The organism is Stenotrophomonas sp. 220_Sma (genome assembly GCF_056487375.1).
Genome location: NZ_CM151348.1, coordinates 3572490 through 3596538, shown reverse-complemented (window position 1 = coordinate 3596538; position 24049 = coordinate 3572490). Strand labels below are relative to the sequence as shown.

24 protein-coding genes are annotated in these 24049 nt (G+C 67.9%); 9 read left to right on the top strand and 15 right to left on the bottom strand.

Annotated elements, in window-relative coordinates:
* Positions 1 to 152 precede the first annotated feature (152 nt).
* Complete coding sequence (locus tag ACZLIB_RS16920; RefSeq protein WP_032129345.1) at positions 153 to 422, top strand: hypothetical protein; 270 nt, start codon at positions 153 to 155, stop codon at positions 420 to 422.
* Between the two features lies 1 nt (position 423).
* Here ACZLIB_RS16920 and pdeM read toward each other — a convergent pair whose 3' ends face one another.
* Genes pdeM through ACZLIB_RS16900 form a run of 4 tightly spaced genes read right to left on the bottom strand, consistent with a single transcriptional unit; the run spans position 424 to position 6113 of the window.
* Positions 424 to 1065 carry a ligase-associated DNA damage response endonuclease PdeM gene (gene pdeM, locus ACZLIB_RS16915; RefSeq protein WP_132810593.1) on the bottom strand — a complete coding sequence of 214 codons (642 nt, stop codon included), beginning with the start codon at positions 1063 to 1065 and terminating at the stop codon, positions 424 to 426.
* A complete protein-coding gene (locus tag ACZLIB_RS16910; protein WP_478468205.1) occupies positions 1055 to 3514 on the bottom strand; it encodes a ligase-associated DNA damage response DEXH box helicase in 2460 nt (819 codons plus the stop codon). The genes pdeM and ACZLIB_RS16910 overlap by 11 nt, the downstream gene beginning before the upstream one ends.
* Positions 3511 to 5118 (bottom strand): ATP-dependent DNA ligase, encoded by a 1608-nt coding sequence (locus tag ACZLIB_RS16905; RefSeq protein WP_125895836.1) that lies wholly within the window; start codon positions 5116 to 5118, stop codon positions 3511 to 3513. Before ACZLIB_RS16905 ends, ACZLIB_RS16910 begins: the two co-directional genes overlap by 4 nt.
* The gene (locus ACZLIB_RS16900; RefSeq protein WP_478468204.1) at positions 5115 to 6113 is read right to left on the bottom strand and encodes a ligase-associated DNA damage response exonuclease; all 999 of its coding nucleotides are present in this window, start codon (positions 6111 to 6113) and stop codon (positions 5115 to 5117) included. Before ACZLIB_RS16900 ends, ACZLIB_RS16905 begins: the two co-directional genes overlap by 4 nt.
* A gap of 113 nt (positions 6114 to 6226) precedes the next feature.
* Here ACZLIB_RS16900 and ACZLIB_RS16895 point away from each other — a divergent pair, with 113 nt between their 5' ends.
* On the top strand, positions 6227 to 7864 hold the full coding sequence (locus ACZLIB_RS16895) for an acyl-CoA dehydrogenase family protein (RefSeq protein WP_423175145.1): 1638 nt from the start codon (positions 6227 to 6229) through the stop codon (positions 7862 to 7864).
* Positions 7865 to 8143: 279 nt separating this feature from the next.
* Here the strand turns inward: ACZLIB_RS16895 and ACZLIB_RS16890 are convergent, their stop codons facing one another.
* The 3 genes from ACZLIB_RS16890 to ACZLIB_RS16880 form a co-directional block, all read right to left on the bottom strand.
* Complete coding sequence (locus ACZLIB_RS16890) at positions 8144 to 8554, bottom strand: hypothetical protein (RefSeq protein WP_005410582.1); 411 nt, start codon at positions 8552 to 8554, stop codon at positions 8144 to 8146.
* 157 nt (positions 8555 to 8711) lie between these two features.
* Positions 8712 to 9053 carry a hypothetical protein gene (locus tag ACZLIB_RS16885; RefSeq protein WP_004153024.1) on the bottom strand — a complete coding sequence of 114 codons (342 nt, stop codon included), beginning with the start codon at positions 9051 to 9053 and terminating at the stop codon, positions 8712 to 8714.
* A gap of 124 nt (positions 9054 to 9177) precedes the next feature.
* A complete protein-coding gene (locus tag ACZLIB_RS16880; protein WP_010482849.1) occupies positions 9178 to 10353 on the bottom strand; it encodes a thiolase family protein in 1176 nt (391 codons plus the stop codon).
* A gap of 183 nt (positions 10354 to 10536) precedes the next feature.
* Between ACZLIB_RS16880 and ACZLIB_RS16875 the strand changes: the two genes are divergently transcribed.
* Positions 10537 to 13377, top strand: a complete 2841-nt coding sequence (locus ACZLIB_RS16875; RefSeq protein WP_478468202.1) for a S8 family serine peptidase — start codon at positions 10537 to 10539, stop codon at positions 13375 to 13377.
* Between the two features lie 44 nt (positions 13378 to 13421).
* Here ACZLIB_RS16875 and ACZLIB_RS16870 read toward each other — a convergent pair whose 3' ends face one another.
* Positions 13422 to 14519 carry a Glu/Leu/Phe/Val dehydrogenase dimerization domain-containing protein gene (locus ACZLIB_RS16870; protein WP_010482852.1) on the bottom strand — a complete coding sequence of 366 codons (1098 nt, stop codon included), beginning with the start codon at positions 14517 to 14519 and terminating at the stop codon, positions 13422 to 13424.
* A 278-nt stretch (positions 14520 to 14797) separates the two neighbouring features.
* Between ACZLIB_RS16870 and ACZLIB_RS16865 the strand changes: the two genes are divergently transcribed.
* Entirely contained in the window at positions 14798 to 15874 is a 1077-nt protein-coding gene (locus ACZLIB_RS16865; protein ID WP_478468200.1) for an HDOD domain-containing protein, read from the top strand.
* A 3-nt stretch (positions 15875 to 15877) separates the two neighbouring features.
* Here the strand turns inward: ACZLIB_RS16865 and ACZLIB_RS16860 are convergent, their stop codons facing one another.
* The 3 genes from ACZLIB_RS16860 to ACZLIB_RS16850 form a co-directional block, all read right to left on the bottom strand.
* On the bottom strand, positions 15878 to 17443 hold the full coding sequence (locus tag ACZLIB_RS16860) for a phospholipase D family protein (RefSeq protein WP_478468198.1): 1566 nt from the start codon (positions 17441 to 17443) through the stop codon (positions 15878 to 15880).
* A 93-nt stretch (positions 17444 to 17536) separates the two neighbouring features.
* Complete coding sequence (locus tag ACZLIB_RS16855; protein ID WP_478468196.1) at positions 17537 to 18235, bottom strand: RNA pseudouridine synthase; 699 nt, start codon at positions 18233 to 18235, stop codon at positions 17537 to 17539.
* 47 nt (positions 18236 to 18282) lie between these two features.
* Entirely contained in the window at positions 18283 to 18783 is a 501-nt protein-coding gene (locus tag ACZLIB_RS16850; protein WP_032129356.1) for a M48 metallopeptidase family protein, read from the bottom strand.
* Positions 18784 to 18845: 62 nt separating this feature from the next.
* On the opposite strand from ACZLIB_RS16850, the gene ACZLIB_RS16845 reads away from it, so the two are divergent.
* Both ACZLIB_RS16845 and ACZLIB_RS16840 read left to right on the top strand, forming a co-directional pair.
* Positions 18846 to 19403, top strand: coding sequence for a DUF2058 domain-containing protein (locus ACZLIB_RS16845; RefSeq protein ID WP_478468195.1), 558 nt, complete (start codon positions 18846 to 18848; stop codon positions 19401 to 19403).
* Between the two features lie 160 nt (positions 19404 to 19563).
* Positions 19564 to 19830 (top strand): DksA/TraR family C4-type zinc finger protein, encoded by a 267-nt coding sequence (locus ACZLIB_RS16840; RefSeq protein WP_032129365.1) that lies wholly within the window; start codon positions 19564 to 19566, stop codon positions 19828 to 19830.
* A gap of 526 nt (positions 19831 to 20356) precedes the next feature.
* Here ACZLIB_RS16840 and ACZLIB_RS16835 read toward each other — a convergent pair.
* Positions 20357 to 20950 carry a mechanosensitive ion channel family protein gene (locus ACZLIB_RS16835; protein ID WP_080291803.1) on the bottom strand — a complete coding sequence of 198 codons (594 nt, stop codon included), beginning with the start codon at positions 20948 to 20950 and terminating at the stop codon, positions 20357 to 20359.
* A gap of 35 nt (positions 20951 to 20985) precedes the next feature.
* Entirely contained in the window at positions 20986 to 21165 is a 180-nt protein-coding gene (locus ACZLIB_RS16830; protein WP_049398314.1) for a hypothetical protein, read from the bottom strand.
* A 126-nt stretch (positions 21166 to 21291) separates the two neighbouring features.
* Between ACZLIB_RS16830 and ACZLIB_RS16825 the strand changes: the two genes are divergently transcribed.
* The 3 genes from ACZLIB_RS16825 to ACZLIB_RS16815 are packed head-to-tail and all read left to right on the top strand — an operon-like array spanning position 21292 to position 23292.
* Entirely contained in the window at positions 21292 to 21870 is a 579-nt protein-coding gene (locus ACZLIB_RS16825; RefSeq protein ID WP_032129359.1) for an RNA polymerase sigma factor, read from the top strand.
* Complete coding sequence (locus ACZLIB_RS16820; RefSeq protein WP_032129360.1) at positions 21867 to 22400, top strand: hypothetical protein; 534 nt, start codon at positions 21867 to 21869, stop codon at positions 22398 to 22400. Before ACZLIB_RS16825 ends, ACZLIB_RS16820 begins: the two co-directional genes overlap by 4 nt.
* A gap of 10 nt (positions 22401 to 22410) precedes the next feature.
* The gene (locus ACZLIB_RS16815) at positions 22411 to 23292 is read left to right on the top strand and encodes a DUF4097 family beta strand repeat-containing protein (protein WP_032129361.1); all 882 of its coding nucleotides are present in this window, start codon (positions 22411 to 22413) and stop codon (positions 23290 to 23292) included.
* Between the two features lie 49 nt (positions 23293 to 23341).
* Here the strand turns inward: ACZLIB_RS16815 and ACZLIB_RS16810 are convergent, their stop codons facing one another.
* Both ACZLIB_RS16810 and ACZLIB_RS16805 read right to left on the bottom strand, forming a co-directional pair.
* Positions 23342 to 23524, bottom strand: coding sequence for a hypothetical protein (locus ACZLIB_RS16810; RefSeq protein WP_005410566.1), 183 nt, complete (start codon positions 23522 to 23524; stop codon positions 23342 to 23344).
* 11 nt (positions 23525 to 23535) lie between these two features.
* The gene (locus ACZLIB_RS16805) at positions 23536 to 23829 is read right to left on the bottom strand and encodes a YkgJ family cysteine cluster protein (protein WP_053462562.1); all 294 of its coding nucleotides are present in this window, start codon (positions 23827 to 23829) and stop codon (positions 23536 to 23538) included.
* Between the last annotated feature and the right edge of the window lie 220 nt (positions 23830 to 24049).

Genomic DNA, 24049 nt, shown 5'->3' with positions numbered 1-24049 from the left:
GCCTCACCGCCGATATGCGAGAAGTAGGTTGCACGCGATTGCGCGTCGCCCGTTTTCCTTTCCGTGATCAACATCGCGCGTGGCCCGGGCGGCGCTGCCGTTGCGGCCTGTTGCGGCCCGGATGTGCCGCTGATGTTGAAGAGGAGGACGCCATGTTGTTCGCGGTCGAGGAGCTGGAATCGGAAATCTGCAAGCTGCGCGGATTGCTGCAGATGCTGCACGAGGACCAGCCCGACGTACTGGAGGACGTGTTCGAGTTCCATGTCGGCAGCCTGATCAGTCATGCATCAGCGGAGCACCACGCGCGCATCCGCACCTGCGCGCAGGAAATGCTGGCGGCGATCCAGGCGTTGCCGCGACGACGTGAGGGTGACACGCCTGATTTCCAGTTGATGCCGCAGCTGGGCATTCGTCCGGCCTGATTCAAGCCACCGGCAGTTGCACCAGGCCGTTTTCCACGCAGGCGACCCTTTGCTCGCCGCGGGCGGGCACGGGCACGATGCCGGCAGTGAATGCGGAGAAGGCCGGCAGCACCGTCATCCGCTGACGCAGCCAGAACGCGGGGAAGCGCCGTCGCAATGGCGGCAAGGCGACCTGTGGATGCAGATGCCCGGCGATCACATGCAGCTCTGCATCGGGCATCGGCTCATGGCGAAGCAGGAACGGCTGCAGCCGTACTTCATCGTGGATCTGTACCTGCAACTGAGCATGCGGCAGCTGGCGGTCGTGATTGCCACGCAGGACATGCACGTCCAGCGAAGCATTGCGTTCGCGCCATGCCAGCCATTGCTGGTACCACGCAGCGCGATGCGCCGGTCCATGCAGGATGTCACCCAGGATCCACAGCTCGCGACAGGCATGCCTGTCCAGCAGCCCCTGCAGGCGTTGCAGGTCTTCGCCGGTGCCGCCGCTGGGCAATGCGATGCCGGCGCGGCGGAATACATCGGCCTTGCCCAGGTGCAGGTCGGCGATCAACAGCGCCTGCCGCGCGGGCCAGTACAGCGCACGCGCGCCAAGCAGAATCAGCGATTCGCCGGCGCGCAGCAGCGGCAGTTCATCGGCCATGGCGGCGCTCCAGCTGCTGGGCCGCGCGTTGCACGCGGGTGCGCCAGTCCTCGTTGCTGAACTGCCCGCGCAGGCGTTCGGCCCATAACGGGAAGCCCAGTGGCGTGAGTGATGTCGGGTGCTGCACCGAGAGGGCCTGCATGCCGATCCTTGCCAGGACCTGCTGTAGTCCCGGCAGGTCCAGGCTGTCATGCAGCACTTCGCGTTCGGCCAATGCCAATAGCAGGTGGCCGGGGTCATGCTCGCGCAGTACGTCGTAGAGCAGGCCTGCCGAGGCCTGCAGCTGGCGCAGCGATCGCGGCATACCGCCGGGCAGGCTGGGGACCAGCAGGCCCGCTACGCGTGCGATGCCACGGAACTGGCGGCGCGCCAGCTCGCCCAGGTTCACCGCGGCACGCAGATCGTCCAGCAGCTGATCGGCGGTGAACAATGCTCGCCATTGCGCCGCATCCAGTTCGATCGCCTGCGCCGGTGCCAGCACCAGGCCATGATCGTTCACCGCGTAGCCGATGCTGTTGCGCTGCCGGCGGGTACAGCGCAGTGCCAGCAAGGCGGCCAGCGCCTCGTGCACGTGACGGCCGGCAAAAGGGTAGACGAACAGGAACTGGCCGTCGCGGCGCCGCACCTCTTCCACCAGCAGATGCTCTGGGCCGGGAAGCGCCGACAACTGCTGCTGCAGTGCCAGCAAGGGGGACAACCAGCGTGATTCGGCACTGTCGTCGGCGCCGGACAGTACCCACTCCAGCTCGCGGCCGAGCGGCATCGACAGTGGCAACTGGCCTCCCTGCCAGCGCGGCACTACACCATCACCGCGCCCTCGTGCCAGCCGCACGAAGGCGGTCATGTCGCGCAGCTGCACCAGTTCCAGCAGGCGCCCGGCGAACTGGAAACGGTCGCCGCGACGCAGGCGGCTGGCGAACTGTTCCTCCACGGCACCCAGGCCACCACCGCGCAGGAACTGCACGCGCACGCTGCCATCGCTGCTGATGGTGCCGATCGACAGCCGATGGCGCAGTACCTGGCGGCGATCGTGCATGCGGTAGTAGCCGTCGGCATCACGCACGACCTTGTGGAAATCGGGGTACTGGGCCAGGGCCTGGCCACCCTGCACGATGAACGTCAGCACGGCCTGCCACTGGTCTTCGCCGAGAGATGCGAAGGCATGGGTACGCCGTACCTGCGCCAGCAGCGCATCGCTGTCGAAGCCACCGGCCAGCGCGCGGCTGACCGCATGCTGGGCCAGCACATCCAGCGACAGCGTCGGCGGCCTGCGCGCTTCGACCACGCCTTGGGCCAATGCACGGCGCACCGCGGCGTATTCGGCCAGCTCCAGTGCATGGCTGGGCACGCACTGGATGGAACCGCTGGCACCCGGGCGGTGACGCGCACGTCCCGCGCGTTGGCGCAGGCGGGCCACGCCCTTCGGGCTGCCCAGCTGCAGTACCTGCTCAACCTCGGGGAAGTCCACGCCGAGGTCGAGGCTGGAGGTGGCAACCACGCAGCGCAGCGCGCCCGCGCGCAGGCCATCCTCGACTTGCTGGCGCAGTGCTGGATCCAGCGAGCCGTGGTGCAGCGCAAGCGTGTCCGGGGCTTCCGGCCAGACCGCGGCCAGCGCCTGATGCCACAGTTCTGCCTGCGCACGGGTGTTGGTGAACAACAGGCTGCTGCGTGCCCGCATCAACGCGTCCAGCACCCGCGGCAGCTGCGCCAGGCCCAGATGCCCGGCCCACGGAAAACGTTCGCCGGGTTCCGGCAGCAGGCTGCGCACGCTGATCGCGCGCGGGCGCACGCCCTGCACGATCGGCGCGTCGGGCTGTCCGGGCAGTAGTACGTCGCGCGCCTCATCCAGGTTGCCCAGCGTGGCCGAAAGCCCCCACAGCTGCACTGCAGGCGCAGCATCGCGCAACACCGCCAGGTTCAACTGCAGCAGCACACCGCGCTTGTTGCCCAGCAGCTCATGCCATTCGTCCACCACCACGCAGCGCAGCTGGCGCATGCGCGGCAACGTATCCGGATAGCTCAGCAGCAGCGCCAGTGATTCGGGCGTGGTTACCAGTACGTCGATGCGGCCTTCGCGGGCCTGGCGCCGCTCGCGGTTGCTGGCGTCACCGCTGCGCAGGCCGACACGCCATCCCAGTCCCAAGCCGTCGACGACGGCCTGGAGCGCGCGTGCGGTATCACTGGCCAACGCGCGCAAGGGCGTTACCCACAGCACCTGCAATGGGCGCACCGCACTGGCGCGGCGGGGCGAGGGCGGTGGATCGATCAGCGCCTGCAGCAACGGCCCGCCGAACATCGCCAGCGTCTTGCCGCTGCCCGTGGGCGTATGCAGCAACCCGGATTCGCCGGCCAGGTAGTGGCGCCACACCGCGCGCTGGAAGGGCAGTGAGCGCCAGCCGCGTGCCGCGAACCAGTCTTCCAGCCGGCGCAGTGCCTGGCTGCGGGTCATCGCGCCAGCGCCTGCAGGCTGGCCAGCTGATCGGCCTCGCTGGCAGGCTTGTCGTGGCGCCAGCGCAGGATGCGCGGAAAGCGCACGGCGATCCCCGATTTGTGCCGGCTGCTGCGGTTGACCGCTTCGAAACCCAGCTCGAACACCTGTTCGGCGCGTACGCTGCGCACCGGCCCGAAACGTTCGCGGGTGTTGGCGCGGATCCAGCGATCAAGCGCGAGGATCTCCTTGTCGTCCAAGCCCGAATACGCCTTGGCCACCGGCACCAGCGTGTCGCCGTCCCAGACGCCGAAGGTGTAGTCGGTGTACAGCGTGCTGCGCCGCCCATGGCCAGCCTGTGCGTACAGGAGCACCGCATCGATGGTGAGCGGATCGACCTTCCATTTCCACCAGTCACCGCGGCGTCGCCCAGCCAGGTAGGGTGAGCCGCGTCGTTTCAGCATCAGCCCTTCCACGCCACGTTCGCGTGCCACATCGCGCATCGCCGCCGCCTGCGCCCAGTCGACGGCGGCAACGTCGGGCGACAGCTGGATCCGCACATCGTCCAATGCGCCGATGACCGCGGCAAGCCGCGTACGCCGTTCCTGCAACGGCAGCTCACGCAGATCCGCGCCATCGTGCTCCAGCAGGTCATAGGCGAGCACGCGTACCGGCGTGTTGCGCAGAGTCGCTGCTCCTGGCTTGCGACGCTGGATGCGGGTCTGCAGGGCGGTGAATGCGCGCGGCAGGTTGGCGGTCTCGTCCCAGGCCAGCAGCTCTCCGTCCAGCACGCAGCCTTCCGGCAACGCCATCGCGGCGTGCTCGATCTCGGGGAAGCGGCCATCCAGTCGTTCCTCGCCACGGGACCACAGCGCGACTTCGCCACGCCGGCGCAGCAGCTGCAGGCGTATGCCATCCCATTTCCATTCCAGCAGCCAGTCGTCGATCGCGCCGAGGCGTTCGGCAGGATCGCCTTCCAGAGGGGAGGCGAGGAAGAAGGGGTAGGGCTGCTGGCGGTCGGACGGCAGCTCGTCCGGTGACAGCAGTTGAGCCAGCAGCCCGGGCGAGGGGACCCACTCGCCGAGCATGCGCTGGGCGATGCGTGCGATGTCCAGGCCGGACCATTCCGCCAGTGCCTGCTGTACCAGTCGCTGCGAAACGCCAACGCGCAGGGCGCCGGTCAGCAGCTTGTTGAACACCAGGCGTTCGCTGCTGCACAGCTGCCGCCACCCGGCGACGACCGCAGCGCGGCGTACTGCCTCGGGTTGGTTGGCCACGGCCAGCAGATGCTGTTCGATCCAATCAGCCAACGGGCGGTCGGCGGCTGGCTGCGATGGATCATCCAGCAGCAGGGTCAGCGTTTCGGCCAGGTCACCCACCTGCGCGTAGCTGTCTTCCACCAACCAGGGAGGCAAGCCGGATTCTTCGGCAATCCAGCCGCGCAGTTCGCCGCTGGCGGCGATCTTCCGGCGTGCACCGCCCACCTTGCCGCCGCTGAGCAGGTACAGCGCCCACGCCGCATCATGCGCACGCGCGTGGCGGAAGTAGTCGACCAGGGCTGCACGCTTGTCCAGCGTAGCCGTGCTGCGGTCCAGGCGCTGGTAGAGCGCAGCGAAGGCCTTCATTCCTCGCTCCCGAAATCGGTGCGGAAGGCTTCGGCAGCCACGCCGCGTTCGCGCAGGAACGGAATCAACGCATCGGTATTGCCATGGGTAGCGATCACCCGCTGCGCGCCTGTCTGTTCGATGGTCTGCAGCAGTGCTGGCCAATCGGCGTGATCGGAAATGACGAAACCGCGATCGACATTGCGGCGCCGCCGATTGCCGCGCAGCTGCATCCAGCCGGATGCGAAGCCCAGCTGGTGGCGGCCGAAGCGGCGCATCCAGGGCGTGCCCGCAGCCGACGGCGGCGCGAGGATCAGCTGGCCGGCGGCATCAGGCTGGCGGCCCTGCTCGGCCACGGTGAGCGTCTCCAGCATCGGCACCCCGGCCTGCCGGTACACCGCCACGCCATTGGCGATGGCGCCGTGCAGCCAGGCTGGTCGATCGTCCAGCGGCAGCAGCTCGGCCAGCACCCGCTGTGCCTTGCCCAATGCGTAGCACAGCAGGATCGCGGCTTCGCCACGTTGTTCGCATTCGCGGCGCCACGCCAGGATCTCTGCAGCCACCGCCGGCGTGTCCGGCCAGCGGTAGATCGGCAATGCAAAGGTGGCCTCGGTGATGAAGGTATCGCAGGGCACCACTTCGAACGGCGTGCAGGTGGGATCAGGCTGTCGCTTGTAGTCGCCGGAGGCTACCCATACCTGCTGCCCGTCGTCGATGCGTACCTGTGACGAACCGAGCACGTGGCCGGCCGGATGCAGCGATATCTGCACCTGCCCGAGGCGGAACGGCACACCCTCGGCATGCGCCTGCACCGGCACGTCACCCAGGCGCCAGCGCAGGATCGGCAGGCTGCCTTCGCTGCAGTGGTACTCCCCCATGCCCGGGCGGGCATGGTCGCCGTGGCCATGGGTGATGACCGCGCGCGCTACCGGTCGCCATGGGTCGATATGGAAATCGCCGGCGGCGCAGTACAGCCCCTCCGGGCGCAGCACCACCAGATCGTCGTTGCCTGCCATGCGGTCACTGTGGCCTGCGTCTCGTGCAGAGGGTGAGAACCGGCCTGAACACGGGCTTGGCAGGCGATGCGGCACAATCGGGCCGCAGACCTCTTGCCGCCAGGATGGACCGGATGAGTGGACCCAGCTTCAGCAGCAACGCACCGTATGAAACCCATGTGGTGTTGAACCAGCCGCCGCCGTTCGCAGGGCGACAGTTGTGGACCGACGACGTGGCGCTGATGGAGGCCGTACAGCGCGAAGGCGCCGCCAGCTTCGCGCCGCGACTGGGTGTCTATGGTGCACTCGCCGGTGATGAACTGTACCGGCTCGGCTTCGATGCCAACCGTGATCGTCCGCGGCTGCGCACGCATGATGCACAGGGCCATCGCATCGACACCGTGGAGTTCCATCCGGCCTATCACCAGTTGATGGACACGGCAAAATCGCACGGTGTCGCAGGATTGTCCTGGCATGAGCCGCAGCCTGGCGCGCACGTCGCACGTGCTGCGTTGAGCTACCTGCATCACCAGGCCGAGGCGGGCACCAGCTGCCCGTTGACCATGACCCATGCGGCGGTGGCGGTACTGCATTCACAGCCGCATCTGGCCGAGTGGGCGCGCAAGGCCGCTGCGCCGGTCTATGACCCGCGCGACGTGCCGGTGGCGGACAAGGCCGGCATCACCCTGGGCATGGGCATGACCGAGAAGCAGGGCGGCTCGGATGTCCGTGCCAACAGTACGCGCGCCGAACCGATCGATGGCGAGCGTTACCGTCTGGTCGGCCACAAGTGGTTCTTTTCCGCACCGATGTGCGATGGCTTCCTGGTGCTGGCGCAGGCGCCGGGAGGCCTGACCTGCCTGCTGATGCCGCGCCGGCTGGCCGATGGTGACCGCAATGCGTTCCGGTTGATGCGGCTGAAGGACAAGCTCGGCGATTGGGCCAACGCTTCCAGTGAGGTCGAGTTCTGCGGCGCACAGGCATGGCGTGTGGGCGAAGAGGGGCGCGGCGTGGCCACCATCATCGGCATGGTGATGATGACCCGCCTGGACTGCATGCTGGGTGCAGCGGCGGAGATGCGCATGGCGCTGGCGCAGGCGCTGCACCACGCACGTCATCGACGTACCTTCGGCAAGCTGCTGGTCGAGCACCCGCTGATGACCAACGTGCTGGCTGATCTGGCGCTGGAGTCGGAAGCGGCCACGGTGTTGGCGATGCGGATCGCGCGCGCGGTGGATCGCGCCGGTGTGGATGCCAATGAAGCCGCGATGGCGCGGTTGGGGACGGCGCTGGGCAAGTACTGGCTGTGCAAGCGCGCGCCGGCCTTTGTCAATGAAGCGCAGGAATGCCTGGGCGGTGCGGGCTACGTGGAGGAGTCGATGCTGCCGCGCCTGTACCGGCAGGCACCGTTGAATTCGATCTGGGAGGGCAGCGGCAACATCCAGTGCCTGGATGTGCTGCGTGCGCTGGCGCGCGAACCGGAGGCGATGGCGGCGCTGCGCGGTGAACTGGCATCGGTGGCTGACCGTGATGGGCGCTATGCAGCGGCATTGCAGCGTTGGGCAGCGGCACCGCCACCGGAGGAAGCGCAGGCGCGGCTGTTCTGCGAGCGCACTGCGCTGCTGCTGCAGGCGGCGCTGCTGCTGCGTGCGCGCAGCCCGATGGCGGAGGCGTTCGTGCGTAGCCGGCTGGAAGGGGAGCACGGGCTGGCGTTCGGGACGCTGCCGGCGGGGGTGGAGCTGACGGCGATGCTGGCGCGCGCGCTGCCGTAGGGAATGGCCAACGGCGGTGCCCCTCTTGGTGGGCGCTGATATCGGCGGAGGCCGCGCGAGTGGGTTGCGCAGGGGGCGCCGTGAACCCGTCCTTGGGGGCTTGGCCGCGGCATCCATGCCGCGGACACCCCTGCGCAACCCACTCGCGCGGCCTTGGACGGTTTCCGTGCGGTCCACCACGGAATCAGCGGAAAAAGCAGGGAGCGAAAAGCAGAAAAGCCGCGGCAGTGCCGCGGCTTTTCCTGTGGAGCCGAGCCGGTGCTCGGCTGCCGGTAAGGCTTAGTGCTTGGCTTCTTCCTTGGCGGCGTTGGCCTTGGCGTCATTGGCGACATCGCGGGCCTTGTCGGCGACCTTCTGCGCGGCGTCGGCGGTGGCGTCGCTGGCGTGCGCGGCGGCGTCGGTTGCGGCGTCCTTGGCCTTGTCGGCGGCGTTGGCAGTGGCGTCTGCGGCCTTGTCCAGCGCCTGTTGGGTATCGGCGGCGGCCTGCTCGGAAGCGGCGGCGGTCTTGTCGGCGGCTTCGCGGGTGGCGGCAGCAGCCTTGTCGACGGCGTCGCGGGCGGCAGCGCCGGCGCTGTCGGCCGCCTGCTGCGCGTCCTGCTTGGCCTGTTCGGCTTCCGGGCCCTTGCAGGCGGCCAGGGCCAGCAGCAGGGAGGCGGCCAGCAGGGTGGTGGTGATCGGACGAATCTTCATGGCGGTCTCCGGTACTGCAATGGATGGGGACGCCAGCCTATTCATGCCGTTGTGAAGACGGGGTCGCGATGCAGCGGCTCAGTCGCGCGCATTCGAAAAAAGAAAAAGCCGCTGGCGAACCAGCGGCTTTTCCAGAACAGCGTGAAGAAAGAAGTTATTACTTCTTGGCTTCTTCAGCAGCGTCCTTGGCCTTCTCAGCGGTGCCTTCAGCAGCCTTGGCAGCGTCAGCAGCGGCGCCGGCAGCGGCGTCGGTGGCAGCAGCGCCAGCCTGGGCAGCAGCGTCAACCGAAGCGTCAGCAGCGGTGGCGGCGGTGTCAGCGGCCTGCTGGGCAGCGTCGGCGGTCTGGGCGCCAGCAGCGGCGGCCTGGTCGGCAGCAGCCTGGGCTTCGGTGGCGGCTTCGTTGGCCGAAGCAGCGGCGTCCTGGGCAGCTTCCTGCTTCGAGCAGGCGGCCAGGGCCAGAGCCAGGGACATCGCGACCAGCAGCTTGTTGATGCTCATTGTGTGAATCCTCGTCGTTAGAATTAGGCAACGCGCATGCTGCGCGCCGACAACATGATGACAAGCCAAGATTGGGTGTCAAGCGATCCCGCATTCATTTTTGCGAAATCATCGTTAAACCCATTTAAATCAATTCGATGGCGATTGCGGTTGCTTCGCCACCGCCGATGCACAGGGTGGCAATGCCGCGCTTGCCACCGCGCGTGCGCAGGGCGTTGACCAAGGTCACCACCAGGCGTGCACCGGAGGCACCGATCGGATGGCCCAGCGCGCAGGCGCCGCCATTCACGTTGAGCTTGTCGTGCGGAATGCCCAGTTCGCGCATCGGCGCCATCGCCACCACGGCGAAGGCTTCATTGATCTCGAACAGATCGACCTGGTCCAGCGACCAGCCGGTCTTGTCCAGCAGTTTGTGCAGCGCGCCGATCGGGGCGGTGGTGAACCACTCCGGTTCCTGCGAATGGGTCGCGTGGCCGACGATGCGGGCCAGCGGGGTGATGCCGCGAGCGGCTGCATCTTCCTCGGTCAGCAGGACTACTGCAGCAGCGCCGTCGGAGATGCTGGAGGAACTGGCGGCGGTGACGCTGCCGTCCTTCTTGAAGGCCGGGCGCAGGGTCGGGATCTTGGCGATGTCCGAGCGGCCCGGCTGCTCGTCGGTGGTGACCTCGACCTCGCCCTTGCGGGTGGCGACCTTCACCGCGACGATTTCATCGGCGAACGCACCGTTGGCCTGCGCCGCCTGCGCGCGCTTGACCGATTCGATGGCGTAGGCGTCCTGCTCTTCGCGGCTGAACTGGTATTTGTCCACGGCGCATTCGGCGAATTCACCCATCGCCTTGCCGTCATAAGCGTTGACCAGGCCATCGTGGGCCATGTGATCGACCGCCTGGAAGTTGCCGAAGCGGTTGCCGGTGCGCGAGTTCGGCAGCATGTGCGGCGCGTTGGACATCGATTCCATGCCGCCGGCGACAACGATGCTGGCCGAACCGGCCTTGATCAGGTCATGACCGAGCATGATGGTCTTCATGCCCGAGCCGCACACCTTGTTCAGCGTGGTGGCACCGGTCGACAGCGGGATACCGGCAGCGATCGCCGCCTGGCGGGCGGGCGCCTGGCCGAGGTTGGCCGGCAGCACGCAGCCCATGAGGACTTCGGAAACGTCGCTGGCCGGGATGCCCGACTGTTCCAGGGCGGCAGCGATGGCGGCCGCGCCGAGGGTCGGGGTCGGCACGCCGTTGAACTGGCCGAGGAAGGAGCCGATGGCGGTGCGCTTGGCGGCGGCGATGACGATGTTGGACATGGCAATCTCGTTGATGCGTAAGCAATGTTCGGAAAGGAGACCGGGGGCCGTTGGATGTGCCCCGGTTTCCCGGCAGACTGCGTGGGGGTCGACCCAAGTATAGAGGGTCGGGGAGGGCCGCCGCTGGGCGCGGCCGCACGCCTGCCGGGATGAAGGCAGGACAACGTTCATGGGAAGGAATCGATGGAACGCACGATGATGGTGAGGTCTGCCCTGGGAACCGCGCTGGCGGTAGCGCTGACGGCCTGTGGTGGAGGTGGCGGGGGCGGCAACGTGCGCATCGATACCCCGCCACCACCGCCGCCACCGACTACCCCGCCACCGACGACGCCGCCCCCGGTCAAACCGCAGGAGCCGGCCTTCGACGCGCATCTGTCAGTCACCAATGCGCGCGCCGCACAGGCTGCCGGCCTGACCGGCCAGAACGTGCGCATCGGCATCGTCGACTCCGGCGTGCAGCGCAATGCGGTGGCGTTGAATGGCCGGGTGCTGGCCAACCTCAACTACATCGATCCGGCCAGGAACAATCTGGGTGTCGATGATGTGGTCGGCCACGGCACCGCCGTGGCCAGCCTCGCTGCCGGCGCGGCAACGGGCTCCTGGCCGGGTGGCATCGCGCCAAAGGCGCAGATCGTGTCGGCACGGATCATTGCCGACAAGCCGCCCGTCGATGACGGCAGCGGCAAGGGCAATTCCTTCAGCGGCCCGCTGGGCGTGGCGCAGGTCCACCAGGACCTGATCAGCTACAACGTGAAGGTGATGAACAATTCGTGGGGCGGCCTGTACTGGACCGACCTGCCGACCACCGCGCAGGTGGCCGCCGAATATCGCCCCTTCGTGATCAACCATGGCGGGCTGGTGGTGTTCGCCGCGGGCAATGACGGCCGCAGCGAGCCGAGCAGCCTGGCCGCACTGCCCAGCCAGCAGGGCGTGGCCGGCACGCTGCCGGCTGCCGACCTGGAGCGCGGCTGGCTGGTGGCCACCGCCGTGGATCCGTATGCGCCCGGTACGCTGGCCAACTATGCCAATGCCTGTGGCCAGGCGGCCCGCTACTGCCTGGCGGCGCCCGGCAGCGCGGTCTACCCCGATGCCAACGGTGGCAGCTACTACTGGAACTACGGCACGTCATTCGCGGCGCCCTTGATTTCCGGTGCGGCGGCGCTGGTCTGGGAGCGCTTCCCGTACTTCAGCAACGATCTGGTGCGGCAGACCCTGCTGGGCACCGCCAAGGATATCGGCGCGCCGGGCGTGGATCCGGTGTTCGGCTACGGCCTGCTCGACATCGGTCGTGCGATCAACGGTCCGGGTCGTTTCGACTGGGGTGATGTGGTCGCCAACGTGGATCTGGCCTCGACCGGCTCGGCGTGGCGCAACGATATCGTCGGCAGCGGCGGGCTGGTCAAGCAGGGCGGGGGCACCCTGGTGCTGGCCGGCAACAACAGCTACACCGGTGCCACCCGCATCGAACGCGGCATCCTGTCGCTGCAGAACGGTGGCGTGATCCGTTCCAACGTGACCATCCTCGGCCAGTCCGATCCGGATTCGACCGGCCTGCAGTTCAATGGCGGCACGCCCCGCGTGATCGGCAATGTGGTCAACGGCAGCAGCGTATTCCTCACCACCGGCAACACCACCGGCACCATCGAGGGCAACTACACGCAGCAGGCAGGTGGCCAGCTGATGATCGCGCTCGGTGCCAATGCGCTGCAGGTCACCGGCAATGCCGCGATCGACGGTGGCGTGCGCGTGCATGGCTTCGTTTCCGGCTACGTGCCACAGAACGGCAGCCGGCAGGACCTGATCCATGCGGCAGGCGGACTCAGCGGCACCTTCAGTACGCCGGCTACCTCCAGTGGCCTGCAGGGGCTGTCATTGCTGCAGAGCAGTTATGGCTATGACAGCAACAACGCGTGGTTGAACCTGACCCAGGTCAGCGTCACCGCAGCGGCCAGCGGGCTGGGGGCGTCCGCCCAGGCGGCAGCACAGCGCCTGGAAGGTGCATTCGCAGCGCTGGACAAAAACACAGGCCTGCAGGGATCGGCCTTTGGTGCAGCGGCCGGTGCCCTGCAGTGGACCGGCGGTGGCCCGCAGGGCCTGGCCGCCAGCCTGCAGAGCCTGTCCGGTCAAGCGCATGCGCGAGCCGAAGCAGCGACCTTCGACAGCATCGACATGTCGCGGCGTGCGATCGCCGAGCGCTTTGATCGTGTACAGGCCGCACCGCGCCTGCGCGGGAGCTGGCAGAGCGCGCTGGGTGAGGCGGGGCAGGGCAGCTTCGCCGGCAACGCTGCCGACAGCCGGGGCTGGATGGCCGGCCAGGATCTGCCACTGGGCAGCAACGGCCTGATGGGCGTGGCGTTTGGCGAGACCCGCAGCACTGGTGGCAGCAGTTTCGGCGGTGATCGTGGGCGTGATCGCCAGGCGCAGGCACAGTTGTATGCCGGCTGGAATCTGGGACGTGGCTACGCGCTGGCCCAGGTGGGCAGCGGACAGTTCACCCGCGCGCTGGATCGTCAGCTGCTGCTCGGTGCGGGTGCCTATGGCGTCTCCGCGCGGTACGGCGGCCGTTTCAGCAGTGCCAGCGTGGAGGGCGGGTACCGGCTGGGGCGTGCGGGCGCATCGATGACGCCCTACGTCGGTGCCAGCACCACGCGTGTGGAGACCGACGCCTTCAATGAACTCGGCGGCTTTGGTTTCGGCCTGCGGGGCGATGCCAACCGCGTGCAGCGCAGCCAGATGCTGGCCGGTATCCGCGGCGAGCGCGGCTGGGGGCGTTGGACGCTGCGTGGGCATGCCGAATGGCAGCAACGGCTTGATGGTGCGGATGCGGACTGGCAGGCCAGCTTCGTCGGCGTCGACGCCTGGGCGCCGTTGGCGGGCTGGAACGCGCCGCGCGGCAGTGCGCTGATCGGCGTGGCGCTGGAATCGTGGTGGGGCCGCAATGGCCGCCTGAGCCTGGGCTTCGACCAGCGCGTTGGTGGCGAAGGTGCGCGGCAGGCCGCCTTGCGCTACAGCACCGGCTTCTGAAGGACGGCTCGCGCCCGGTCATGCCCGGCGCGACATCGGCAGGTTCAACCGCCGCGCAGGTTGCCCAGGCGCGGGGTGCTGCGGCCCAGCGGCATCTTCAGCTTGCCGATCGACAGGATGCGGCTTTCGGCGATGCGGTCGGCGGCACGCTGCGGCGCGATGTTCTCGCGCTGCGACAGTTCGAAGATGCGGGTGAGGTTGTGGTAGATGCTGCGGATCAGGCGCATTGCGCGTTCGCGGTTGTAACCGTCGATCTCCAGCGACACGTTCATCACGCCACCGGCGTTGACTGCATAGTCCGGCGCATACAGGATGCCGCGCGCATGCAGCTCGTCGCCGATTTCCAGGCTCGACAGCTGGTTGTTGGCGGTGCCGCAGATGATCTTCGCCTTGATCCGCGGCAGCGTGTCGGCGTTGATCGCACCTTCCAGCGCGCACGGTGCGAACACGTCGGCGTTCACCTCGTGGATCTCATCCGGTTTGACCGCTTCGGCGCCGAAATCGCTGACCGCGCGATCAACCAGCGCGCTGTCCAGGTCGGTGACGTACAGCTTGGCACCGCGGTCGCGCAGCAGTTTCACCAGTTCCATGCCGATGTGGCCCAGGCCCTGCACGGCGATGCTGGTCTTGCCCACTTCCTCATGGCCGAACTTGAAGCGCATCGACGCCATCAGTGCCTGCAGCGCACCGTAGGCGGTGAACGGGGCGGGATCGCCGGAGCCACCATGGACCTGGTGCACGCCGGTCACGAACTGGCTTTCCAGGTAGATGTTCTCCATGTCGTTGACGTCGGTTCCGACGTCCTCGGCGGTGATGTAGCGCCCGCCCAGCGAATCGACATAGCGGCCGAAGGCACGGAACAGCACCTCGGTCTTGTCCACTTTGGGGTCGCCGATGATCACCGCCTTGCCGCCACCCACGTTGAGGCCGGCCAGTGCATTCTTGTAGGTCATCGTCCGGCTCAGCCGCAGCGCATCGGCCAGCGCCTCGTCGGTGCTGGCGTAGGGGCGCATGCGCACGCCGCCCAGGGCCGGGCCGAGGGTGGTGTTGTGGATGGCGATGATCGCCTTCAGGCCGGCATCGTGGTTGTGGCAGAACACCACCTGTTCGTGGCCGGTGGTGGCGAGGGTTTCGAATAGCATGGCGTCTCCGATGGCGCGATCAGCGGCGAACTGCAGCGAACGGCCAGTGAACGGTAGGGTCCCAAAACAAAAAAAGCGACGTCGTCGGTGCAGGGGGACGGGTCGCGCGGCGCCATTCTAGTCCATTCCCCCGGCCGGTGCCGTCGACATCGGTGGCCTTCCGGTTAAAGAAGATGAAAGTTCGGCCGATGCTGCGACGACGGCGGGTGGCCGGATTCGCGTGAAGAGGCAGGGCGGTCAGTGACGGCAAGGGCACCACAACGACAGGGCGGGCGGCGATGACGCCGGCCTGGTGGCGATCACTGCGTGGCTGGCTGGCGCGCTCGACCGGGACGGCACCGTCCCGGTTGGCGGCGGCGTCGCGGCAGGCGGTGGCGGCGGCTGCGGCCAGCCTGCAGGGCGAGGCTCTGCCCTCGGCCGAGATCGCTGCACATCTGCAGCGTGGCCTGCATGCACTGGCCCTGTACCCGCGCCTGGCCGGTGAATCCACGGCGGTGCAGGCCGCGGGGTTGGGCGAGGCGGTGGCGCGCGCGCTGCAGGACCGGGACTGGGCGGCCCGTCAGCTGCCGCGCCGCCCGCAACTGCTGCCGCAGCTGATCCAGACGGTCAACGACGATGCTGCGTCGGCGCGGGTGATGGCGGCGATCATCGGTCAGGACCCGGTGCTGACCGGCAACCTGCTGCGCATCGCCAACAGCCCGGCCTACAAGGTGCACGAGCGCCCGGTGGAAAGCCTGCAGCGGGCGGTGACGCTGGTCGGTACCGAAGGCGTGCGACAGATCATCAGCGCAGTTCTGGTGCAGCCGGTGATGCAGGTGCAGTGCGAGGTGTTTCCGCAGTTCAGCACGATCATCTGGGAGCACGCACTGCTGGCCTCGCGCGCAGCCGCTGACCACGCGCGCACGGTCACTTTCGGCGATGCCTTCGCCGCCCAGTGGCTGGGCCTGGTACAGGGGCTGGGGGCCGCGCTGGTGATGCGCCAGCTGCTGCAGGAAGCGCAGGCACGAGATGAAACGGTGGAGCCGGCGCTGGCGCTGCAGCTGCTCCAGCAGTGGTCACTGCCGTTGGCGCAACGCGTGGCTGCGGCCTGGGAGCTGCCAGAGCCGGTGCACCAGGCGCTGGCGCCCGAGGCGGATGGCCCGCTGGCCGACAGCCTGCGCCTGGCCAGCGCGGCCGCAGCGGCCAGCCTGCTGTGCCGGCACGGACATGCCAGCCAGAGTCGCATGCTGGCCCTGCTTGAACAGTTGCCTTCGGCGCCGCCGCATGCGCTGCGCTGGATCTGGCGGCGCCTGCATGGGCGCAGCGTGGAAACACGGGATGAAGCCGGACAGGAAGAGGCGGGTCCTGCGCCCTGAGCGCTACAGCTGCGATTCCACCGGCAGCCAGCTGATCACCCGCGCGGTCCAGCGCTTGCCCAGGCTGGCACCGGGTTCGGCCTCCACCCAGTGCGGCGGTGGCTGCCGCTCCAGCCAGCGCAGGTCATCATCGCGCCCCAGCGCCAGCCACCAGCTGTGCTCCGGGCCGGCCAGGCGCAGGTACTCGTCGCGCAGCTGTGCACCGAGCGCCGGGTCATCGAACAGCACGCCCATTTCGGTATTGAGGTAGGCCGAACGCGGGTCGAGGTTGAACGAACCGACGAAACCGCGGCGGTCATCGACCACGAATGCCTTGGTGTGCAGGCTGGCGCCGCTGCTGCCGAACAGGCTGGCATCCAGCTGGCCGTGTGCCTTCAGTTCGTACAGCTGCACGCCGGCCCTCAGCAGCGGCACCCGGTAGCCCATGTAGCCGCCGTGTACCGCTGCCACATCGTTGGCGGCCAGTGAGTTGGTCACCACGCCCACCTGCGCGCCGCGTGCGGCCAGCGCCGACAGCGCCTCGACCCCATCGTTGCCGGGCACGAAGTAGGGCGAGATCAACAGCGCACTGCGCCGCGTGTTGCGCAACTCGTCGCTGAGACGGCTGACCAGCCAGCCGCGGCGATCGTCATCGCGGTGCTTCATCGGCGGATCGGAAGCGATGTGCACGTTCGCGCTCCAGTGCAGCGGTTCCGGGCTGGGCCGCTGCAGCGCGCGCGACTCGGCCACGCGTTGCAGGTAGGGCTGTGCCTTGGCATGCATGGCATCCAGGTCCGACTGTCGTACCAGCTGCTGCAACTGTGCATCGGTATACGAGGCCAGCGCGGAAATCGGGATCGCCGTGCTGCTGTTCCAGTAGTCGTCGAAGATCTGGTTGGCCTGCTGCACGGCGGGGCCGGCCACCACCAGATCCAGGTCCTGGAAGTTCACATCGTCGCGCGCGCTGAAGTATTCCTCGCCGATGTTGCGGCCACCGACGATCGCGATGCGGCCGTCGGCGATCCAGCTCTTGTTGTGCATGCGGTGGTTGACGCTGAAAGCGCGTTGCACCAGTTCCAGCGTGCGCGCGATGCCGCTGCGGTTGCGGAACGGGTTGTACAGGCGGATCTCGATGTTCGGATGCGCATCGAGTGCCATCATCAACGCGTCCTTGTCCTTGGCGTTCATGTCGTCAAGCAGGATGCGCACGCGCACGCCGCGCTCGGCGGCGTCGTACAGCGCCTTGGCCATCAGATGGCCGATCAGGTCGTCGTGCCAGATGTAGTACTGCAGGTCCAGGCTGCGGCCTGCGTGCGCGGTGATCATCGCGCGCGCGGCGAAGGCATCCATGCCATCACTGAGGAACGCCACGCCGGACTGCCCGGGGTGTGCGTCCTGCAGCGGCACGATCTGCTGGTCGATGCGGGTCTGCGCCGGCTGCAGTGGCAGCACATGCGAAGGTGCGCCCTGTGCCTGCGGGGTGAGGTGGTCGGCCAGCAGCAGCCCGGACAGGACCAGCAGCAACAGCGCGGCGAGGATGATCGCAGCGACGCGCAGCAGGCGTCGCCACAGGGGCTTGGGCAGGCTCATGCCCCGATGGTAGATCCACGCCGCGTGTGGATGAAAGCCAACAGACCTATCGCTGTAGATCCACGCCATGCGTGGATGGCAGGGACTTCGCGGTCAGAACCGCTCGTCGCTGCCCAGGTAACGCCACTGCCCCGCAGGCAGCGGTCCCAGTGCCACGCGGCCAATCCGCAGCCGACGCACGGCCGCGACCTGCAGGCCGGCAGCGGTGACCGCCACGCGCAGGCCCTTGGCCGTCAGGCCCTTGCCGGCGAAGCGCAGGCGCTGCTCGCTCTGCCAGCTGACCTTGGCGCCGCCCGATTCCTGCTGCAACCGCGCCATCAGCCACGGGCCGCGCTCGGGACCGCCTTCGGCCACTTCGATCAGGTATTCCTGTTCGGTGCGGCCCAGATTGCGCTGCAGATGGGCCAGCGTGGCCGGGTCCTGGCTGACCACCACCAGGCCGCTGTCGCTGGCCGGAAGCGAGGCGGCCAGCTGCAGGCCGTGGAAGTGACGCTGAAGCGGACGGATGTCGCTGGCATCAAGTTCGCTGCGGCTGTCACTGCTGACCAGCGCACACAGGGTTTCAGCGGCAACGCCTGCCGGCTTGTGCAGCAGCATGCTGACCCGCTCGGCCTTTTCATCGCTGGCCTGCTCGGCCACGACGATCACCGCGCTGTCATCGACCGGGCGCTGCGGCTGCTCGACCACCTCGCCATTGACCGTGACCCAGCCGCCTTCGATGTAGCGCCGCGCTTCACCGCGCGGGATGCCGAGCAGGGCGGACAGGCGTTTGTCGAGACGGATCGGTTCCATGGCGGAAAGGTCAGGCAGGGGGCGCGCAGTGTAGCCGCTGCGGCCGGTCAGCGCTGGCCGCGGTTGGCCAGCTCGGTCAGGTACAGGCGGGTATCGAACTCCAGCTGCAGGTACTCCGGCTCCATGTGCTGGCACAGCTGGTAGAAGGCCTTGTTGTGATCGGCTTCCTTCAGGTGGGCCAGTTCATGCACCACGATCATGCGCAGGAACGCCGCTGGTGCCTGGCGGAACACGGTGGCGATGCGGATCTCGCGGCTGGCCTTGAGGCGACCGCCGTGCACGCGGGAGATGGCGGTATGGGTGCCTAGCGCATGCTTGATCACTTCCAGCGTGTTGTCGTAGCAGACCTTGTTGAGCGGCACCGACTTGCGCAGGTAGCGGTCCTTCAGCTCCTGCGTGTAGTCGTACAGCTGGCGGTCGCTGCGCACCTCGTGCGGATCGGGATAGCGCTGCTGCAGCCAGGGGCCGAGCTTGCCCTGCGCCAGTAGTTCACTGACCTGGGCGATCAGGGGTTCGGGATAGCCGGTGAGGTACTTCAGGACTGCCATGCAGGGGCGGCGGGGCGTCGGTAGAATGGGGCATCCAAGATTACACGCGGTACGCATCGACCATGGCAAAGCCCAACGCGCTGCAGGAACAATTGCTCAAGGCCGGCCTGGCCAAGAAGTCGCAGGCCAGCGCTGCCGCGAGCGCGCAGGCCAAGGCCCGGCAGGGCAAGGCCGAATCGACCTCGGCCGATGTCCAGCGCGAGGCTGAACGGGCCCGCGCCGAGAAGGTCGAGCGCGACCGCGCACTGGCCGCCGAGCGCAATGCCCAGGCCAGGCAGGCTGAACAGAAGGCCCAGGCCAAGCAGATCATCAGCACCCATGCCGTGCCCCACAAGGGCGACGACGAGTACCGTTTCAGCGATGGCGCGGCGATCCGCACCCTGCTGATCGACCCCAAGCTGCGCAAGGCGCTGTCGGTGGGCGTGCTGGTCATCGTTGCCCTCGGCGACGGTTACGCCCTGCTGCCGCGTGCCGCTGCCGAAAAAGTGCGTGAACGCGCCCCGGAGGCGATCATCGTCGACCACGGCCAGCCGGGCTCGACCGCCGAGATCTCCACCGGCAATGCCGAGGACGACGCCTACTACGCGCAGTTCCAGGTGCCGGACGACCTGGTCTGGTAAGCCAAAAAGGGGACGGAGGGGATTAAGCCGCAAATGGCCTGCTCCGGCCCGTCTGCCTTCTGCTCAGCTTGCTGAAGGCCTGCCGGTCATGGCTCGGCGCTACCGTTTACTGCGCGGTGTATCGTCCCCATATCAGGCGACACACCTGCGGAGGATGGCCATGGCCACCGGTTGGGCGGGAGACGGCGCGGTCCAGGACCAGATCGACGCCACCGTCGACGATGCGATCGCCCGCGCGCGGCGCCAGCTGCGCGAGGGGCCTGGTCTGGAACATTGTGAGGAATGCGACGCGCCGATCCCGTTGGCGCGGCGCCAGGCCGTCCCCGGGGTACGGCTGTGCGTGGCGTGCCAGCAGGCGCATGACGACGAAGCGCAGGCGCATGCCGGCTACAACCGGCGTGGCAGCAAGGACAGCCAGTTGAGGTAAAGGTTGTTCGGCAGGGCTGCGCCCTGCACCCGCAGATGCTTCAAGCCAAGGCAACATCAACAGCAAAAGCTGGCGTTCCGTGGGGTGTCGGATTGCGGGGACGCCGCAAGTACGTCCATGTAGGCTTGGCAGCCGCATCCATGCGGCTGACACCCCGCAATCCGACACCGCCCCACCTCTGACAGATTTCCGCGATCTGGTAAATCCACGCCATGCGTGGATGAAATCTGTCAGATATCGATAGTCAAATTGGGGTCAGAGCCCGTTGCGTAGCAACGGGATCCGACCCCGTGCCGTTCCGGCAGATCGCGGGAAACTGTCGAGGGCGGGGTGGGTCCGATGGCGGGAGTGTCCGCGGCATGGATGCCGCGGCCAAGCCCCCATGGACGGGTTTACGGCGTCTCCCGCCACCGGATCCATCCCGCCAACCCACGGAATGCCGGCTTTTGTTTTCGCCTTTGCTGTTGCTGGTGCTGTTGCTCCAGCTCATAGCAGGTGCAGGGCGCCGCCCTGCCGAAAACCACCCTCAGCCGTCGCCCTGGATGCCGCCAGGGGCCTGCGCCGGGTCGCGCCAGCGGCGCACCGTGCGCTGGAAGAACAGGTTGTTCGGCAGCTGCAGCACCGTGCCCTCGTGGCCGTCGCCGGTTTCCTGCAGCGTGGTGTAGATCAGGTTCACGTCGATCACCCGGCCCTTCAGGCCCGGCTTCTCGCCGTTTTCCAGCACCTCGATGTAGTCGTGCAGGCGGAACGGGCGGGTGGTGAAGATCAGCAGCGTGCAGAAGATGTTGGACAGCACGCTCCACGCCGCGAAGAAGGCCACCGCGCCCACGGCTGCAAAGCCGGTGAACGCGGTCCACAGCACCGACGGCTTCGCGCCGAGCAGGCTGAGGATGTACAGCAGGGCACTGAAATAGACCACGAAACTGGTGATCCGGCGCGCGCCCATCACCATTTCCGGCGGCAGCGTGTAGTGCTCGGCGAAGCGGCGGATCAGGCGACGGGCGAGCACGCGCAGGAGCCATGCGACCAGCAGCACCAGTACGATCTGCAGCGCGACGCCGGCGTAGTTCAACCACGGGTGGGTCCAGGCGGGCAGGTGATCCTTCAGCGACAACATCATGGGGCGAAAACAGGCGGCGGGAACGGCCCCTGATGTTACCCGGCGCGTGCGGGGGATTCGACCGCCGGGTTCCAGGCCACGCACACCAGCTCCTGGCGGTGCTGCTGCAGGCAGGCGCGGCCATTGTCGGGACGCAGCTGCAGTGACAGGCCCAGCGCCTGCAGCAGGACACAGGCGGTGATCACCAGCAGGGCGGCGCAGGATGGGCTGGACATGGCAGGACTCCTGGACGGCAATTTCGCGAAGGACCTTTCATGGATGCAGCAGCCACCCAAAAGGTTGCATGCCATCGATCATCGATCGGCTCTAAACCTTTTCCCGGGTCGCCGCATCCAAGCGATATGCTCGACACCACCATGCCCGCGCCGCCTGCCGCCAATGACGCCGTCGATGAACCCGCCCTGGTGCGGGCGGCCGCCGCCGGTGACACCGCTGCCTACGAACTGCTGTACCGGCGCCACGCGCCCCGTGTATTCGCTGTGCTGTGGCGGTTGTGTGGCGGCCAGCAGGCACGCGCCGAGGACGCGCTGCAGGAAGCGTTCCTGCAGGCGTGGAAGGCGCTGCCGGGCTTCCGTTTCGAGAGCAGCCTGTCGACCTGGCTGCACCGGCTGGGCGTCAACGCGGCACTGATGGAGCTGCGCGGACGTGCGGGCGGGCAGGATCACGACAGCCTCGACGAAGTGGACGGAGGGTTGCAGGAGCTGGCAGTGCACGATCGTTGCGCCGGCACCGAACGCGACCTCGAACGGGCACTGTCGACACTGCCGCCACGGGCACGTGCGGTACTGGTACTGCACGACATCGAAGGCTGGAAACACCAGGAAATCGCCGAACAGCTGCAGATGGCCGTCGGCAGTTCCAAGGCACAGTTGCATCGTGCGCGCGGCCTGTTGCGCGCACGGCTGGGAGACATGACATGAGTACACACGACCACGATTCCGACCACGATCTGCTGGCCCGGCTGCGCGCGCTGCCGACCGAACGCGGCGTACCCACCGATGGCTGGGCACGCCTGTCGGCGCAGCTGCCGCCGCGTGAACCGCAGGCGGCACCTGCGCCGGGCGACAATGTGGTGGCCCTGCCAGCGCGCTCGCGGCGTCGCTGGTGGCTGCCGGTCGGTGCGGCATTGGCGGCCAGCCTGGCGCTCTACGCGGTGGCACCGTGGCGGCATGCGCAGCCGGAGGTGCCGGTACCTTCAGCGCTGCAGCTGCAGGCGGCGGCGATGACCGAGCAGTACCAGCAGGCCGTCGCTTCGCTGCCCGATGGACGGGCGCCGGAATGGCAGCCGGCGCTGCACGAACTGGATGAAAGCGCAGCGCAGATCCGTGCCGCCTTGGCGCAGGACCCACGTGCGCCGCACCTGCTTGGCCAGCTCAAGCGCACCTACGCGCTGCGGCTGGAACTGACCCGGCAGGCGGCCTATGCCGCCGAGTCCGGCTTGACGACCTGAGGAGACCCCCATGACCCGAACCCTGATTTCCTGCTGTGTCGCGCTGCTGCTGGCCCCTGCCGTGGCGCTGGCCGACACCCGCATCGACGAGCGCCACACCCTGGCCGCGGGCGGTCGCATCGAGCTGAGCAATGTGGCCGGCAAGGTGACCGTGCGTGGCTGGGACCGCAATGACGTGCAGCTCACCGGCACGCTCAGCGACGGCCTGCAGCTGCGTCAGGAGAAAAGTGCCAACCGTGTGCGCTGGGAGATCGAATACCCGCGCCGCAGCAGCAATGGTGGCGCGACGCTGGTACTGAACGTGCCGCGCTCGGTGGAGCTGCTGCTGAGCACGGTCAGCGCCAGCCAGGACATCAGTGGCATCGATGTGCGACGGCTGCAGGCCGACACGGTCAGCGGCAGCCTGAGCGCGGCTGGCCGCAGTGGCGACAGCAAGCTCAACACGGTCAGTGGCAGCGTCAGCGCACGCCTGCAGACGCCGAAGCTGGACGTGAACACGGTCAGTGGCCGGATCGAGGCCGGCGGCGGCGTGTCCGGTGATATCGGTGCGCAGACGGTGTCCGGCCGGGTCGAGGTGGATGCCGGGCGCGTGCAGCGGCTGGCGGTGGAGACCGTCTCGGGCAGCATCGATCTGGCAGCGGCCGGGTTGGCTCCTGGCGGCCGCATCAACGTCGAATCGGTCAGTGCCTCGGTCACGCTGAGCCTGCCGCGCACGGTGTCGGCACAGCTGTCGGTGAACAGCTTCAGTGGTTCGATCAACAGTGACGCCGGGCAGGTGGAGCGGCCGCGCTATGGGCCGGGCAGCCACCTCGATACGCGTCTGGGCGGCGGTGATGGTGACATCCGCATCCAGTCGCATTCGGGCAGTGTGCGGGTACGCCTGGACCGCTGAACGCGATCCGGCAGGCCGCGGCGGCAGCGCCGCCGCGGTCGATACTGGGTCAGCTGGCTTTCTTCAGTGCCCAGGTGGTGCCGAGGACTTCGATCTTGCCACCGGCCTTGCGGAACGCTGCCAGGTCCGAAGCGATCGAATCGCTGCTGACCACTGTGCTGGCGGCCGCGCCCTTGCGTTCGCTGCGGATGCTGTTGCTGGCCTTCGCGGGGGTCTTTGCCTTGCGGGGCATGGTTGCTCCTGTCAGGTGGAAGGGGAGGAAAGCGCCCAGGCATCGGCCTGGCGCAGGTAGTCCTGCCGCTCGCGGCGGCAGTCATCGCCGCCCATCGAAAACTGGCGGCAGATCGCCGGGCGCTGCGAATAGATCGTGCAGCGCAGGTGATAGGGATCGATCGCTGCGCACCAGCCTTCCTCGTTGCGCGCCATCACGGCACGGCCGTGGGTGTCGCGTGACAGGAACTGGCCGGGCACGTGGTCGCCGGGCTGCAGCAGCACGGGCAGCCGGCAACAGACCGCGTCACAACGGCGGCAGTCGATGGGTGCAGGTGCTGCGTCAGGTTGTAAGGCCACAGGGGCCTGGCGGGTGCCCAAAGCGGGTCTCGATGGCGGCTCAGGTGCTGCGCGGACCATGAACGAGCCAGGAAGGCATGGCCGCTAGGCCCGCGGGGCGGGCCAGGCTGCACTGTGGACACACACCGGCGTGGCCGGCGGAAGGTGCAGCGTGGTTCTAGCCGACCAAGAGTAACTTAGACCGCGT